This window comes from Photobacterium sp. GB-50, assembly GCF_003026755.1.
Taxonomy (GTDB): domain Bacteria; phylum Pseudomonadota; class Gammaproteobacteria; order Enterobacterales; family Vibrionaceae; genus Photobacterium.
The window spans coordinates 35,799-52,508 of record NZ_PYNX01000024.1 but is presented as its reverse complement, the minus strand read 5'-3'; the positions used below and the strand labels follow the sequence as shown (position 1 = coordinate 52,508).

Genomic DNA, 16,710 nt, shown 5'->3' with positions numbered 1-16,710 from the left:
GCTGCCTCTAATTTAAATTCAGCACTAAATAATCGTCTTGTTCGTTTTGTCATGATGTCACCTATCCATGTTAAGAGGTGATGATATCACCTCTGAGTAGGTGGCCAAATTTAATGTACCACTACAACTCGACTTACTCGTTTTAAGGCAGGTGCAGATACAAAAGAGTTTGGTGGTAAATCACATGATTATCCAGAGGAAATATTTATCATCTCCGGTAGGCTTTATGATATGGCATTTGATCAGTGGTTGGAAGCAGGGCATTTTGCAAGTCGTCCACCCGGAGAAGTACATGGTCCGTTTATTTGCGACGAGGATTGTTTAGTATTAGAGGTATCTTTTCCAAGTCAGAGTATAAAAATTACATAACAAAGCCCATTAAATCGGCTGACAAAACACGGTATTTTCGCTTATGTGTAGCCGTGTATTTTGCACTGTTTATGGCAGCAGTTACCTTATTTCTCTTAATACTACCAGTCTAAATAAAGCAGATAGCCTAACTGGTTTTTGTCTCAACGTTTGCTAGAAGCCTTAATTTGTTTGAACTCTAAAATAGCCTTACATGGTGAGCTGTCTGAGCATAATGTCTGATAACGAGTACAATCTGATGAGAATTGATGGTATAGCTCATTGTCTCGTACTAGAATTTAAAAATCTCTCAAATAATGATTAAACTCCAATGACACTATATATAATTCTGATAGTTATATTTCTGTGCTTTGCTTGCTGGTATGACGGGTGGTGGATTTCATCACTTACCGAAAAGGAAGGAAAAGATTTATATAAAGCAGTAAGTGGTCAACGTGTAGAAGATCAACCTAAAACCACGGTTAACCCCAATGCCGTTGATTTGTTTGCTAGAACTGACAATGGAAAAGCGTTTTACATGCTCAACCTTATTAAGGACAAAAAAGATCTAGAAAGTAAGGATATGGGAGCACTTGAAAGTATAGATAGAAATTACGCTAAGGTTGTTTTCCCTCTTTTATTTAAGCATGGCTGTCACCCCGTTCTCGTATCAAAACCACTCTCTACTTTTTCACAACCCACTACTGAAGAAGAATGGGACGCTATTTTCATTATAAGATATAGAAGCAGAAGAGATCTTTATAAGATAGTAACCAATCCTGAATTTCAAAAAGCTTGGGAGTTTAAATTGGCATCTATTCAAAATACCACGGTTATTCCCTCTATTCCTGTATTACAAGGAGTAAACTTAAAGTGGATTGTTGGTTTAATATTAATTTTAATTGGATGGGTTAGTACATAAATCGTGAGGGAACGCCACGAATTATAACTTTATATTAAAGGCTTCTGCTATCTCATATCGGTATTGATAGACGTAAATTAATAAATGTTCACCCGAACAATATCGATAACGCTGTATATTTATTCCACTCATAAAAAAAGCGAACCTTGTGGGTTCGCTTTTTAATTTAGCAATAAGTTAACGAACGTAATTCGTTATCTTCAACAGGTGATCACAGATAACTAAGTTGGAAATTACCACTTCATATCACCTCTTTGTTAAAGTAATCACTCAGTTCGTAAAAACCGAACCGTACTTTGCGAACCGCGAATTTGTAATAAACCAGCTGTTGGTTTACGTAAACAACTCAATATGTTTAGAGTTTATTTAATTTAAGCCTTTTCATCTTTGTTCTGTATAAAGCCAGGCACTAGAGCTTGTATAGAGTTAATATGCTCTAACTCGTGCCTATTCATCAACTGCAAGTTGAAGGCGTGCGGCGGCAAAGAAGCATCAGGTGTACAGTCAACATTAAGATCATTTAATACGAATCCTGCTAGTGCTTCGTTAGTGGTAATGTTTCGCACGTATTGACCTTCCATACCAAGATCAATAGCTAAGTCATTTCTATTTTCATGCTTAGAGTGCGGTGCAACACTTAGGACGACATCTCGGTTCCAAAGAGCATCGTCCTCTATAGTCTTGTCGTATAAGCTGTCGGTTTGCTCAGCCTTAAGAATTCGACTGATTCTAAAACACAGGAATTTACGTCTTTTACTGTCCCATGCTCGGATGTGCCAAGCTCCAAGTCCTTTAAATAGAGAATGAGGAGTCAGGGTTCTAGTCTCGGTGCTAGTTGAGGAACTGTACAGGACAGAGATACTTTGTTTGTTCAGGATCGACCTTGTGACTTGAGAGACGATATCAATTGATAGTGAATCCAAAACTGTTGCGAAGCTGCTTACACCATAAGTTGTTACGGGAATAGAGTTCAACTCTTGGCCCCATGCGATTAACCTCAGAGCAGCTTCTGGGTCATGATCAAAGGCTGGGCTAAACGATGCTGACCTCATATATGCTCGCAGGCTTTCGTTGAAAACCGTATTTTCAGAAAAACGTTCTTTGTAAGCGTTAAAAGAACGGCTTGCTGTAGCAACGGCAATATCACCGTGCTGAATAAGGTCGGAGCGATTCACTTTCCCAAAGAAGCTGAGATAGAAATCAATAAGCCTTAGTCGTTTGGTTTGCGGAGATTCGACACAACGCACAATGATTACCCTTATCAAAATGAACTGTACTAATTTACTCTAACGAATCATTTGATTCCAATGTAATATGATACTAGTTGATTCTTTGACCGCTAGTAGACAAGACACACTTGGCTCTTTTGGGTGTTGAGGCATTTCTATCTTAAACGAAGCCTGTTAACTCTGGTGGTAGTTGGAAGCACTAATAATGGACTTACTTAGTGGCAGCCGAGTCAGTAAGTTTGTTGTAGATCATTCACTAACCGAGGGGTTGAGAATATCTCTACCGCACTGTGATGAAAGAAATGAATAAATCTGAAACAAAAAGCTCAAAACTGCTAGAGATCGTACTTTTTCACTCATTTATCCCTGGGAAACTATTCAAGGTCAAGGCTATCGGGCATAGCAACAATACGGGTGATAATGGAGCTGGTAAATCCACTTTGTTAAGTTTACTTCCAGCGTTTTATGGAGCCGATCCGAGTAAGCTGGTGGATAGACAAGCGGATAAAGTTTCCTTTGTTGATTACTATTTGCCTACTCCAAAATCTGTCATCGTGTTTGAATATGAAAAACTTGGTGAGAAAAAGTGTTCTGTAATGTATCGAAATGGCTCTAGTGTCGCTTATCGATTTTTGACCGGAAGTGCTGAACAGTTGTTTTCTCAACATTTGTACGACGAGCTAATTAAGCAGGGAAGTGAAACTCGTACATGGCTTAAAAACCTTGTGTCTCAGTCAATGTTAGTAAGTTCGCAAATTGAAACTAGTGTCGATTACCGCGCAGTTATTTTAAATAATAAAAACCGTTTAGCTCAAAGAAGCCGTGCGGGTAAAAACTTAGTTGCAATCGCTCATGAGTATTCGTTGTGTTCTGCGAGCCATAATATGAATCATATCGACATTTTGACGGCGACAATGATGCGCCATAAGAAAATGTTGAGTCGTTTCAAGACGATGATTGTGGATTGTTTTTTGAACAATACATCGATGGACGATGTTCCATATAAGAAAGAGTATATTAACCTAGCAAATAGCCTAGATGTATTTGTTCAACTAGATACTAAAAAGAGCAAGTTCGATGAAGCAGTTGCAAGTAAAGACAGCCTTGATGAGTACATTAAGCAATTAAACTCTTATCGAGCTCAAATCGCTTCTCATCTGCGTCAATTGGCATTAAATGACATTCAGTTGTCAGACACGATTCGTTCACAGAAGGATCTGTGCGGCTCGTTGGTCAATGAGAGGAAAGATAGACTTCAAAAGCTCGATACTGAGTTAAGCATCCATCGGACTGAGTTTGAAAGGAAATCCAAAATAGTTGATGCTATTTACAATAAGCGTGACAAGTACGAGAACGAGGATGATATTTTAGGGAAAATCACGCTTTACAATAGTTTGAGTGACTTGCTGAAGGAAGCGGAATCCGCAAAGAAACATTACGAAAACTTACTGGAAAATGTAGAAACAGAAGAAAGTGCGTTTAACAGTCAAGTACAAAAACTGGAACTCGAATGTGCTGATTTCCGCTCTCGTAAGCAACAAGAAATCAATAGCATACTTAAAACTAAGGAAGAGATACTCGAGCAAAAGACCGACCGTTTAGAGGCGATGCAGAATGACCTCAACCTTCAAAAGAAAAAGTTGCAAGATGAGTTCGATAACCAGTCTGAAAAGATAAGACAAGAACAATTCCGACTTGCAATTCTAGAAGGGCAATCCCTAGATTTTACACCAGAACAAAAAGACGAATTACGCAGTCTGGAAAGTGATCTTGAGAGTAAGCGTGAAAAACTTAATGCCTCTCAAAATACAGTAATTTATTTGAATGAGCAGCTACGACAGGCAGAGAAAAATCATGAGAGTAGTCTTTCTACTTACCACATATGTACTAGTGAATTAAAAGAAATTTCAGATGAAATAGCTTCTGTTAGTCGTGCATTATTGCCAACAAAAGGGTCGCTCAACGAGTACTTAGATCAAAAAATGCCTGATTGGCGCGGCAATATAGGCAAAGTAATCACTCCTAGTTTGTTAAATGCGAAAAACTTGAAACCATTTTTCGATCCAGAAGCTACGGAGTCGATTTTTGGTCTCCATTTAGATCTGGATTCAATCGCACTTCCTGATTTTTGTCTCAGTGAAGAGAAGCTTTCAGAGCGATTAGAGACTTTAAAAATTAAAGAATCTGAAGTTGAAGATCGTCAAGAAAAAGCGAAGCATCGCGCTAAAAGTGATGAGCATGATACAAATGACTTCAAGAAAGAAATACAAATCGAGAGTCAAAGGTCAAAAGTTATTGAAGGTGAATTGGCCAAGCTTAATCTTCTAAAAAATCAGAAAATTTCTGAATTTGAAAGTGATGCTAAAGATCGTACATCCGAAGTTAAGAGACAGAAAAGCGTACTAGAGTCTGATTTTTTTGCTATCAAGACTGACTTGAAAGAAAAAATTGAAAACGAAGAAAGGCGGTACCAACAAGCACTTTTACAGGTAAAAGCTGACTTCGATTCTCTTTTGTCTGATGAAGATGCAAAGAAAAGTGCTATCGAAAATTCGATAAAGGAGAAAGAGAAAGTCATTTCAGAGCGAATAAACGATCACAAGTCAGCTTTCAACCAAGCATTGATGAATAAAGGAGTGGATGCAGTCAGCGTAGAAAGTGCTAAGTCGAAATGGGAATCTCTCAATATAGAGTGTGAAAAAACAAAAGCATTTCAAACTTTAATTCATGAGTATAACACTTGGCTAGAATCAGAATGGAAATACATTGATAGCTACAATTCTGAAATTTTGGTTTTAGAGCGAAAGATCATGGAAGATGAAGCTAAGAGAATCGATTATGACAAGTCGGTAAATAGAAGAATTGATGAAGTATCGTTTTCAATTAAGTTGGATGAAGAAGAGCTCAGTAAAGTCAAGGTGGCTATAGGGCAACTTACTACTTGTACCAATAATCTGGAAAAAGCGGTCGATGAATCAGATTTAACTAGCTTAGAAGATGTCTCTGTAGATTTGGAGTTTCATTCTGTTGAGCATGCAGTGAGCCTGGTGACAGATAAGATCACTGCGATTAACACGTTGAAGAAAGAAATCGTTAATAAAGTAAAAGATGTAAGTAACACAATCCTAGGGTTGGATAACAACAATGAAATAAAGATGATGTGGGAACAGATGCGCTCTGCAACCATGACGAAGCTTTCAGAAAATTATGACTATGCTATCAACTACGATAGTCCTCAGTTTTCCCTTGCTTGTTTGGGAGACCTTGAAGAGCTTGTTCTTAATGTGATTCCTGATGTTAGGGACGTTAAAATTGAGACACTTCGTTCTATATCGACTCAAATATCTAACTATCACCAAACTCTTAAACAGGTGAATAGTAAGGTTGATTCAGTTTCAACCACTCTGGATAAGTCGATTGAAACGGGCAATCCTTTCCCTGCTATCGACAGTATACATATCAAACTATCAAGCAAGATCCATACTTTTGATCTTTGGAAAGACCTCAACCTCTTTAGTGTCGAATTGGATAGATGGTCAGGCGAAACATCAAGAGGTCTACCTTCCAAAGCGTTTCTTGTCTCTTTCAAGCAATTGTTGGCTTCGTTTAAAGAGGCTCAGATATCTAAAAACCTAGAGTCTTTGGTCGAGATGGAGATCACGATTGTTGAGAATGGACGCCCAGCAGTGGTTCGAAATGATGAAGATTTAGAAAAGGTCGGCTCTGAAGGGATTTCCAAACTGGCTATTATCGTTGTTTTCTGTGGGATGACTCGATTCTTGTGTCAGGATGAAGACGTTGCCATTCACTGGCCGTTAGACGAATTAGGGAAAATTTCTATTTCTAACCTGACTATTTTATTCGACATGATGGCTCAAAAAGGTATTTGCTTGTTCACAGCTCAGCCAGATCTGCATCCAGCCACTTACAAGTACTTCGCGACTAAAAATCACATAGTGAAGAATGTGGGGGTTAAATCATTTATTGGTGGACGTAGAAGTAGAGTCAATCCATTGCTTTCTGAGTCGAAACAAAATCAGTCTACGGAGGTGGTTGAATGAATAAGTTTGAATCGGCTTTTCGATTACTCATGAGTAAAAAAGTGATCTGTGAATATGCATCTCCTATTGAATACACATATTTATCCGACACGAGAAATCGAAGTGACATGAACCAATACCTGTCTCGAATAAGCATGACAACAGTCGAAACACAAGACGGGCTAGGTTTTTACTGTGGATATGAGAGCATCGATAACACTCGAAAGAAAAACGAAGTTCTCAAAGACTTTGAAGTTTTTTCGCAGACGATGGAAGGGATAATCGCTTGGCTCAAACTAGCCCGAAATATTGACTCAGACTCCAGACCCATAATGGCTGGTGGCAAGCTTTCGGAGTCAGAGTTGCTCGCAGCAATAGAGGAAAGTAACTCACTTCAAAATCAGCTTGATCATATTGCACACAAGCTTAAAAGAGCCCATAAAAGCAAAGAGAGTAAAACGAAGCTGAGGTCGATCTTAGATTATCTTGTCCAAGAAGGATACTTTGTATCTCCATCATCAACTGGTTCTCTCTTTATCGCCACAGCGAAATGGTCATTGCTTTATGAGACTTTGGAGTTTATCGCTATTAATGAAGGGATGTTGGAAAGTGAAGCTGATGGTGAAAATGAATTAGATACTCAAATGGGGTTAATTTAGATGTCTCGACAAGTGGAGTCAAAAGAAGCTGTGCGAGCGCTAAGTACTCATACTGAGGTAGTAGATGAGGCTTGCTATGAGCAAGCTGGAGTACTTCATCATAGTGAAAGCAATAAAGCTGTAATTGCAGCGCTTACAAAACATCAATTGGCCTATCACTTAGATGATGAGCATGGAGTCCAAATTCATTCGTCTGTTAAACGTTTACTGGATAGGGTAACGAGTCGTTATAGATTCAGAGAACGTCATGGCGAGTTTTCTAATCAGATTGAAAACTTGGATTATGCCGTTGGCAGTTACCGACGAGTTAAGGGCTTCAATGATGATAAAAAACAACACTACTTAGATGAAGTTCGAGAGATAACAGTCGAGATAAATGACGCCTTGGTTGAAACCGTGTCTACTTTTCATAGAATCGTTGCAGATGAATTTAGCATGGTTACTGATGTTGATGACAAAATTCGTCAAATCGGTCGATGTAAACGTGAGATCAGTAGAATAAATAGTATCTTTGAGCATTTAAGTGTGAAAAAGCTTAGAGAGTGGGTACAAACTGACACTCACCTTGAGCGAATTCTTTTGAAGTTACTTAAATCTAAAATAGATATCGCATTAAGGGACTTAAATGTATCAAATAAAAAAATGGTCGAAATGTTGGCAAAGCTTCAGCGAGATAAGAAATCTTCCAAGCTTAATCGCATTATTGATGTTTTTGCAGCTAAGTTCCAAGATGACAAAACCTTTTCGCCATCCATAGATTCCATTGAATGCTTGCCTGATTGTTTGTCTCAGGTGTCGGAAACAGAAGTACGAGCCTACGGAAATACTAACAGTGACATTCAAGCTGATGACTTAGTTGATTTGGCTGTAAGGGCTCTTGCTAGCGGTGAGCGGAAAAAAGTCAAAGCTTCAGATTTAGACAGTATCGAAGTTACGGATGTCCGTGAAGATGAGGAAGAGTTTGAACTAAACGAGGTAGATGAAGCGCTAGAGTTAATGTTTGAGGCAATAAAAACAAATCCTAACATTCTCCCTCTATCTGCTGCGCAAAGCTATACACTGTTTGATCTCGATATAGAACTAGAGGACTGGCTTTTACTGGTCGATGGATACATTAGTGCGCAAAAAGTCGGTTTGAAGAGTATCGTCCAAATTAAGGAAGAAAGAGAAGTCGTATTACCTTATGACGGTAATGTGATTATTAGTGATATTGTTTTCGAAACAATCGGAGGTGCTAAATGACGCTATCTCTATCGCTAATTAATGCTGCTAAGAGGATTGTTGTTAACTCAAGGGAGAGGATTCCAGCCAACAAGTCCAATACTGAAGTTTGCAGGCTGGTAGAAGTCGGGGCAGTTAGTGGCAATTCAATTCTTTTATCCCGTTCAGATTTAAGGGAAATAGAAAAGTATTTTTCTTCAACATTGGGACAAAACCTTCTGACCTTTCAACAGAGTAGCAACTCTCGGATGGATACTGCACGCCCTGGTATTAGCGAGAAGTCTGCAAAAGGTGGTGTGTTTCAGCAGCTCATTAGCTTAGCTGGTAATGTGAATATCCCTTTAAAGAACCAGCCAGATGTACCCAAAGAAGCTAGGTATGTAGCTTCTGTAGAGTTGGATGATCTAGATTTCCCGCGTTTTAGCCGAGTACTTATTATCGAAAATGGCGAGCTAATGGTTCGATGGAAAGACGTTGTACTCTCTTTGCCAGATGAATGGCAATCCGCTGTGCTCGTTTACCGTGGTCACGGAAAAAACCAAAAAGACCTACCTACTCTGATTGACTGCTTTGACAACAATGCCGTTGAAGTAGGCTTTTTCTATGATTACGATCCAGCAGGCTTGGATATGGTTGAGCAGCTAAGCAATGCTAAGCATTATTGGGTTGTCCCTGCTTTAAATCTGGAGTTATTTCGAAGTATCAATAAGCTCGATGAATTTTTGAAACAACTAGAGCAGCTTGACAGGCTCAAGAACAGAAATGTCAGCGTATCAATACGAGAGCATTTAACGATCATTGAGAAGAATACACTGGCTATAACGCAAGAACACTTGATCAAGAATCAGTGCCCTCTGGTTATTGAAAGGCTTATCGAATAACAAAAAAATTAATTGTAGAAATGGTTTAACATCATCTCAAAAAGTAGCTATTTCACTGCTCCAAAAAAACAAAAGGCGAACCAAATGGTTCACCTTTTGTTATTCAAGTTAGTTTCTAACTTGGCGAACAGTGATCAATAGGCTTTAGTCTTCAATATAGTTCTCAATACTTGGGCAAGAACATACAAGATTTCGGTCGCCAAATACGTTATCAACACGATTAACACTCGGCCAGTATTTCGCTGCTTTGGTGTGTGCTGATGGGAAGCAAGCGACTTCACGGCTATAAGCGTGGTTCCACTCTGATTCCATCATATCAACTTGGCTGTGTGGTGCGTTAACCAGTGGGTTATCGTCTAATGACCATTCGCCAGATTGAACAAGGTTGATTTCTTCTTTAATCGCAATCATCGCGTCACAGAAGCGATCCAGTTCTGCTATGTCTTCAGATTCAGTTGGCTCAATCATTAATGTGCCAGCGACAGGGAACGACATAGTTGGCGCATGGAAGCCATAATCCATTAATCGTTTCGCGATATCTTCTTCTGAAATACCAGAGGCATCTTTGATTGGACGTAAATCAATAATACATTCGTGTGCAATACGACCTTCAGTACCACGGTATAAAACAGGGTAGTGTGGGCGAAGGCGTTCCATCACGTAGTTTGCATTTAAAATAGCAAGTTCAGTGGCTTGGGTTAAACCCTGTTCTCCCATCATCGCAATGTAAGCGTATGAGATAGGCAAAATAGACGCTGAACCTAATGCTGCCGCAGATACGGCATATTGCAGTTCATCGCTATTTGTATCTTCAACATGTCCCGGTAAGAACGGTGTAAGGTGCGATTTAACACCAATAGGTCCCATACCTGGGCCACCGCCGCCGTGAGGAATACAGAAAGTTTTGTGTAGGTTTAAATGAGAAACATCTGAACCAATAAAGCCTGGGCTAGTTAAACCTACTTGCGCGTTCATGTTAGCACCATCAAGATAAACCTGACCGCCAGCTTCATGGACAAGATCACACACTTCTTGTACTGCTTCTTCATACACGCCATGGGTAGACGGGTAGGTGATCATGATGCATGACAGCGCATCACGGTGTTTTTCGATTTTGGCTTTTAGATCATCAATATCGATATTACCTAACTCATCACAGCCAACCACCACTACTTTCATTGAAACCATTGCCGCAGACGCTGGGTTAGTACCGTGCGCAGAGCTTGGGATCAAACAAACATTACGGTGGCTATCGCCATTGGCTTCATGGTAACGCTGAATAGCGATTAGACCTGCATATTCACCCTGTGCGCCAGAATTTGGTTGCAGCGAGAACGCATCATAACCTGTAATTGAACACAGCATTTCAGATAAGTTTTTAGCTAATTCTTGATAGCCTAATGTTTGTGCTTGTGGTGCAAATGGGTGCAGTTGTCCAAACTCAGGCCAAGTGACTGGGATCATTTCTGCTACTGCATTTAGCTTCATGGTACAGCTACCCAATGGGATCATGCCGTGAGTTAATGAGTAGTCTTTGTTTTCTAGCTGCTTCATGTAACGCATCATTTGTGTTTCGCTATGGTAGCGGTTAAACACAGAGTGGGTTAGGTATGCACTGCTTCGGCGACATGCTGGTGGAATAGCTGCGAACTCATCTGCGGCAATGTCATCACTGAACATCGACACTTTAAGATCTTGATTAGTAAATAAGCCAAGTAGCTGCTCGATATCTTTTGCAAGGGTGGTTTCATCAATACTGATCCCCAACTTATCGCTGTATTTACGAAGGTTGATACCTGCATCAAGCGCTTTTTGATACAGAGCGTCAGTTTGAGATCCAGTTTTGATTGTTAGCGTATCGAAGAAGTGTTGGTTTTCTAATTCAAAACCATTATTGCGTAAGCCTGCAGCTAAAACGGCAGTAAAGTGGTGAACACGACGGCCAATTTTCTTTAAGCCTTCAGGGCCATGGTACAGGGCATAAAACGCTGCCATGTTGGCAAGCAGTGCTTGCGCTGTACAAATGTTAGATGTCGCTTTTTCACGGCGTATATGTTGTTCACGGGTTTGCATTGCCATGCGTAGTGCTTGATTGCCTTTGGCATCTTTAGATACACCGATTACACGACCCGGCATCGTACGCTTGTGTTTATCTTTGGTTGCCATAAAGCCAGCATGTGGACCACCAAAGCCCATCGGCACACCAAAACGTTGGGCACTACCAATAACCACATCTGCGCCCATTTCACCCGGTGCTTTTAATACCGTTAATGCCAGTAGATCAGATGCCACCGCGACTAATGTTTTCTTATCATGTGCCGTCTCAATGATGTCAGTAAGATCGAGTAATTCACCGTTGCTAGCAGGGTATTGCAGTAAAGCACCAAATACATCGTGTTTCGCGAGATCTTCTGCACTACCTGTAATGATTTCAAAGCCAACGTATTTTGCACGTGTAGTGACAACATCTATGGTTTGAGGGTGAAGATCGGTTGAAATGAAAAATGCATTGCTTTTGTTTTTACCCGCGCGCTTACATAGCGTCATGGCTTCTGCTGCGGCAGTGGCTTCATCAAGCAGTGATGCATTAGCCAGCTCCATGGCGGTTAGATCCATGATCATTTGCTGATAGTTAAGCAGAGACTCTAAACGGCCTTGAGAGATTTCTGGTTGGTAAGGGGTATAAGCGGTATACCAACCTGGGTTTTCTAATACATTGCGAAGAATAACATTTGGGGTAAACGTGTTGTAATAACCCTGACCAATATAACTTTTATTGATGATATTTTTGCCAGCGATCTGCTTAAGCTCTGCCAGCATTGCCGCTTCACTTTGTGCCTGTGGTAATGTCATCGGCTCTGTTAAACGAATGGAAGCAGGAACAGTTTGCGCTATAAGCTGGTCAATACTACCGACACCTATAGTTTCTAACATTCGCTGTTGTTCGAGTGCATTAGGGCCATTATGGCGATGTGAAAAATCATTATCGTCACTGAGGGCTTGAAGAAAAGGAGTATTGGTCATGGTTCTTTCCTGAACGTTGTCCTAGTTACCAGTGTCTGGCTTTAGGGTATTCATCGGTAATGCTGTAAATGGCAAAGCAACAAAGATCGAGTGCTGTACCCGATCTTTGTTTTTATAATTTAGTCTTCTTCAATTGAAGCAAGATAGGTTTCAGCATCAATTAATGTTGCCAATTCATCAGAATCGCTAAGTTTGATGGTTGCAATCCAGCCGCCTTCATAAGGTTCTTCATTAACCAGTTCAGGGCTGTCTTCTAAATCTTCATTAATCGCAACAATTTCACCTGTGATAGGGGCGTAAATGTCGGAAGCGGCCTTTACTGATTCCACTAAAGAGAAGGCATCACCAGCATCTGTTGTATCACCAACTTCAGGTAAATCAACAAATACCACATCGCCTAATAAACCCTGCGCATGATCAGAAATACCAACTGTCACTGTTCCATCACCGTTATCACGGATCCATTCGTGGCTACTGGTAAACTTTAATGTTGATTCCATGTTTGTACTCCTTAACCCACCGGTTATATGGTTATTTGATAAAAGTTTCTTATAGTGGAACACGTTTTCAATATCTATTGTGCGATTCTACGCAAACGTTTGCTATTTGTCATGTTTATTTGTTTCTAACATGGTTATACTAAGTTTAAATTTAGTTAATAAACGCTGATTTTCATCACTAAATCCATAATATTACCTATTTATAAATGGATTTAACGATAATGTATGCCTCATAGGTAACATTTTTTTAAAAAGATCATGACTTTGTGATGTGAGTTTTATTAAGTTTCCTATAAGAAACTATGATGAAGGTCGAGAGTTGTGGCGGCTGAGCTGAAGAAGGAAGTGATATGACAGATGAATATATCCACGATGTTTATCCATCGATGCGGATCGAAAAAACTCAAGCCGCAGAGCATATTGCGCCTTTAAAGTTAGGTGAGAGACTAAAAGAAATTCGTGTTTCTTTAGGTCTAACCCTTGAAGAAGCCAGTAAGCGTACAGGACTTGCACGTTCAACCTTGTCAAAGATTGAAAATGAGCAAATATCTCCGACGTTTCAAGCGATGCAGAAACTCGCTACAGGCTTAGCTATCGACATCCCACAACTTTTTGAACCACCGAAAACCATCACCGCCTCGGGTAGACGTGATATTACGCGCTATGGTGAAGGTCGACCTCATCCCACTTCAACCTATGAACATGAACTGCTTGCTACGCAATTAACAAATAAAAAGATGATGCCGTTTAAATCGCACGTGCGTGCACGATCGTTTGATGATTATAGCGAGTGGATCCGCCATGACGGCGAGGAGTTCTTACTGGTATTAAAAGGTGAAATCACTTTTTTCTCTGAGTTTTATGAGCCGATTCATTTAGTCGAAGGGGATTCAGCCTATTACGACGCGACAATGGGTCACATGCTGACATCTGTTAGTGAAGAAGATGCGTTAATTCTTTGGGTGACGGCATCTTAGTGTCATCGAACGGTTTATAGCATCAACCAGTTTTATAATTACGTTACCATTTACATGGATACCAACTAGATAACGGAGTGCAACTATGTCTCAACAACTTAAGCAGACCCCATTACATGGCTTACACATTGAAATGGGAGCGAAAATGGTGCCATTTGCTGGCTATGATATGCCTGTGCAATATGGCTTAGGAGTAAAAAAAGAGCATATACATTGTCGTGATTCTGCTGGGTTGTTCGATGTATCACACATGGGGCAAGTACGCTTAAAAGGGCAACATGCCGCGGCATTATTAGAAACCTTAGTACCTGTTGATATTGTTGATTTACCGGAAGGTAAACAGCGTTATGCCGTCTTTACCAATGAAAATGGCGGTATTGAAGATGATCTAATGGTGACGAATTTTGGTGATCATCTTTTCCTTGTCGTGAATGCGGCCTGTAAAGAGCAAGATATTGCCCATTTAAAAGCCCATTTGAAAGATGGCGTTGAATTAGAAGTGATTGAAGATCGCGCACTACTTGCCTTACAAGGTCCTAAAGCTGCGATGGTACTCGCTGAATTAAACCCTGTGGTTAGCGATATGGTGTTTATGGATGCGGCTAAAGTGACGTTATTAGATGTTGAATGTTATGTTAGCCGTTCAGGTTATACGGGTGAAGATGGCTATGAAATTTCTGTGCCGAATGATAAAGCCGAAGAGTTAGCTCGCGCGTTACTGGCATTTAATGAGGTGGAATGGATTGGTCTTGGTGCGAGAGATTCACTACGATTAGAGTGCGGATTATGTTTATACGGGCATGATCTTGACCCTACAACAACGCCATTTGAAGCCAGCTTAATGTGGGCAATTACGCCAAGTCGTCGTGCTGGTGGTGAACGTGAAGGTGGTTTCCCCGGCGCTGATATTATTTTAGAGCAACTACAAACTAAACAGGCTGCAAGAAAACGTGTTGGGTTAGTGGGGCAATCAAAAGCGCCTGTACGAGAAGGGACTAAGTTGTTTGATGCTGAAGATAATGAAATCGGCATTGTAACGAGTGGAACATTTGGCCCAACGAAAGGTATTCCTGTCGCAATGGGGTATATTCAACCTGAATTAAATCAGCTTGGTGAAACAATTTACGCTGAAGTACGCGGTAAAAAATTACCGATGACAATCGAGAAAATGCCGTTTGTACCTCAACGTTACTATCGCGGCTAATTGCTTCAAAATATTACTCATTAATAGCAGGCAAAAGTGCTTTTTTACGAAGTTAAGCCTGCTTTATTTGGTAGTGACTGCTTTGTATGCAGATTTAAAGAGTAAGGTGAAGCCTTCTTTCGATAGATCTTTAACGGTTAGATTTGCATCATTCAGTCGACGGTAACATTCATTTAGTGCGGTAATAAAAATGTCTTTGTCGATGGCATTATTCATTGTCTGTTTCATGGTTTATTCCTCATAACACTATAATTATTACAACATCATACAGAGAGAGCATTAATAAACACTGAATAAAAGCTGAATGAGGGAAGGGTATTTCTTTAGGGATTAAATAGCCTCTATCTAAAATGATAGAAGCTATTAATAGAAATATTATTTTTGTGTCAAGTAAGTAAATAAAAACTCAGTTATATTGGTCATATCTTCGACGGTAATAAATTCTTCCGTAGTGTGTACTTTGCTCATACCGGTTGATAAATTAACGGTTTTTAATCCTTTCTCATTAAAGATATTTGCATCACTACCGCCACCGGTAGACTTGGTAAATGGTGCTATTCCCATTTCTTTAAAGCTAGCCATGATATCAATAACATGTGGGTCATTATCAGCAATAGAGTAGGCGTTATAAGAGCGTGTAGATTGAATATCTATTTGCGCGTTATGCTTGTTTGCTGTTGTGTTGAATACATCAACCATATGCTGAACTTGTGTAGCAAGCTTATCATCGTTAAGTGAACGCGCTTCAGCGGCAAGATACAATTCAGGCATCACGATATTCGTTGCTTGACCACCAGAGACAATGCCAATGTTAGCGGTTGTTTCATGATCTATACGCGCTAATTTCATATTCATCACAGCATCAGACGCGACTGTTAGTGCATTAATACCTTCTTCAGGTGCAAGTCCTGCGTGAGCGGGTTTACCTTTAATAGTCACTTTTAAGCTTTGCTGTCCGGGAGCACTCGTTACAATCGCACCAATAGCACCGCCTGAATCAAGCACAATAGCTTTATCTGCAGTGATATATGACATATCAAAGTGCTTCGAGCCTTGTAATCCACCTTCTTCATGGACAGTAAAAGCCAGCTCTATTGTTTTATGGGCTTTGTTGTTTTCTTTGATGGTACGTACCGCTTCGATGATGGCAGCAATTCCCGATTTATCATCACCACCAAGAATGGTGTCGCCTTTTGAACGAATAACCCCATCTTCAATAATCGGTTCAATACTATTGCCTGGCGTTACGGTGTCCATGTGGCAGCTTAAAACAATACTATCTTCAAGTTCACCCTCAAGCTTGGCATAAAGGTTAAAACCATTAGAAATGCTTTCAGGCACAGGTAATTTAGCAACGCTGAAACCTAACTCTTCGAGTTGTTCTGCTAAGGCTTGTGAAATCGCTTTTTCGTTTTTTGATTCGCTATCGATTTTGATGAGATCAATAAAATGAGAAATAAGTCGTTCTTGATTAATTGTTGTCATATTGCTTCTAACCACTAAATAGGAGGAATACACAGTACTCTAATAGGAATAATGGCGAGATGATGGGGGGCTAAATCAATAAAAGTAGAGATAAAAAAGAGGAAAGTAAGTGAAATGAGAGAAGTTTGAACAGGATTACGGCAATGAAAATGCCAAATAAGTCATAGCTTCACATGAATGCGGGAGCGAACCGATTGTGAATCTACATAACGCTTATTTG

The 16,710-nt window shown here is 40.0% G+C and carries 12 protein-coding genes and 1 pseudogene; 8 read left to right on the top strand and 5 right to left on the bottom strand.

The annotated features are described in order from the left end of the window. Positions 1-132: 132 nt before the first annotated feature. Positions 133-369 (top strand): annotated as a pseudogene (locus C9J41_RS19645) (hypothetical protein); the annotation flags it as partial. Between the two features lie 310 nt (positions 370-679). Beyond that, entirely contained in the window at positions 680-1,270 is a 591-nt protein-coding gene (locus C9J41_RS19640; RefSeq protein ID WP_107208408.1) for a hypothetical protein, read from the top strand. 371 nt (positions 1,271-1,641) lie between these two features. Here C9J41_RS19640 and C9J41_RS19635 read toward each other — a convergent pair whose 3' ends face one another. Beyond that, entirely contained in the window at positions 1,642-2,517 is an 876-nt protein-coding gene (locus tag C9J41_RS19635; protein ID WP_107294925.1) for a WYL domain-containing protein, read from the bottom strand. Positions 2,518-2,801: 284 nt separating this feature from the next. Between C9J41_RS19635 and C9J41_RS19630 the strand changes: the two genes are divergently transcribed. The 4 genes from C9J41_RS19630 (at position 2,802) to C9J41_RS19615 (ending at position 9,300) form a co-directional block, all read left to right on the top strand. Beyond that, on the top strand, positions 2,802-6,560 hold the full coding sequence (locus tag C9J41_RS19630; protein WP_158259687.1) for an ATP-binding protein: 3,759 nt from the start codon (positions 2,802-2,804) through the stop codon (positions 6,558-6,560). After that, complete coding sequence (locus C9J41_RS19625) at positions 6,557-7,198, top strand: hypothetical protein (RefSeq protein WP_107261827.1); 642 nt, start codon at positions 6,557-6,559, stop codon at positions 7,196-7,198. Before C9J41_RS19630 ends, C9J41_RS19625 begins: the two co-directional genes overlap by 4 nt. Then, a complete protein-coding gene (locus tag C9J41_RS19620; protein WP_107294923.1) occupies positions 7,199-8,440 on the top strand; it encodes a hypothetical protein in 1,242 nt (413 codons plus the stop codon). It abuts the gene before it with no gap. A 227-nt stretch (positions 8,441-8,667) separates the two neighbouring features. Then, positions 8,668-9,300 (top strand): hypothetical protein, encoded by a 633-nt coding sequence (locus C9J41_RS19615; RefSeq protein WP_146144328.1) that lies wholly within the window; start codon positions 8,668-8,670, stop codon positions 9,298-9,300. A gap of 144 nt (positions 9,301-9,444) precedes the next feature. Here C9J41_RS19615 and gcvP read toward each other — a convergent pair whose 3' ends face one another. Both gcvP and gcvH read right to left on the bottom strand, forming a co-directional pair. Further along, entirely contained in the window at positions 9,445-12,324 is a 2,880-nt protein-coding gene (gene gcvP, locus C9J41_RS19610) for an aminomethyl-transferring glycine dehydrogenase (RefSeq protein WP_107292805.1), read from the bottom strand. A gap of 119 nt (positions 12,325-12,443) precedes the next feature. Further along, complete coding sequence (gene gcvH / locus C9J41_RS19605) at positions 12,444-12,824, bottom strand: glycine cleavage system protein GcvH (protein WP_107208410.1); 381 nt, start codon at positions 12,822-12,824, stop codon at positions 12,444-12,446. A gap of 350 nt (positions 12,825-13,174) precedes the next feature. On the opposite strand from gcvH, the gene C9J41_RS19600 reads away from it, so the two are divergent. Both C9J41_RS19600 and gcvT read left to right on the top strand, forming a co-directional pair. Next, a complete protein-coding gene (locus C9J41_RS19600; protein WP_005365619.1) occupies positions 13,175-13,801 on the top strand; it encodes a helix-turn-helix domain-containing protein in 627 nt (208 codons plus the stop codon). An 85-nt stretch (positions 13,802-13,886) separates the two neighbouring features. After that, complete coding sequence (gene gcvT, locus C9J41_RS19595) at positions 13,887-15,005, top strand: glycine cleavage system aminomethyltransferase GcvT (protein ID WP_107246068.1); 1,119 nt, start codon at positions 13,887-13,889, stop codon at positions 15,003-15,005. Positions 15,006-15,068: 63 nt separating this feature from the next. Here gcvT and C9J41_RS21960 read toward each other — a convergent pair whose 3' ends face one another. Further along, positions 15,069-15,233 carry a hypothetical protein gene (locus C9J41_RS21960; RefSeq protein ID WP_199187161.1) on the bottom strand — a complete coding sequence of 55 codons (165 nt, stop codon included), beginning with the start codon at positions 15,231-15,233 and terminating at the stop codon, positions 15,069-15,071. Positions 15,234-15,380: 147 nt separating this feature from the next. After that, entirely contained in the window at positions 15,381-16,490 is a 1,110-nt protein-coding gene (locus C9J41_RS19590; RefSeq protein ID WP_107292806.1) for a M20/M25/M40 family metallo-hydrolase, read from the bottom strand. Positions 16,491-16,710: the final 220 nt, after the last annotated feature.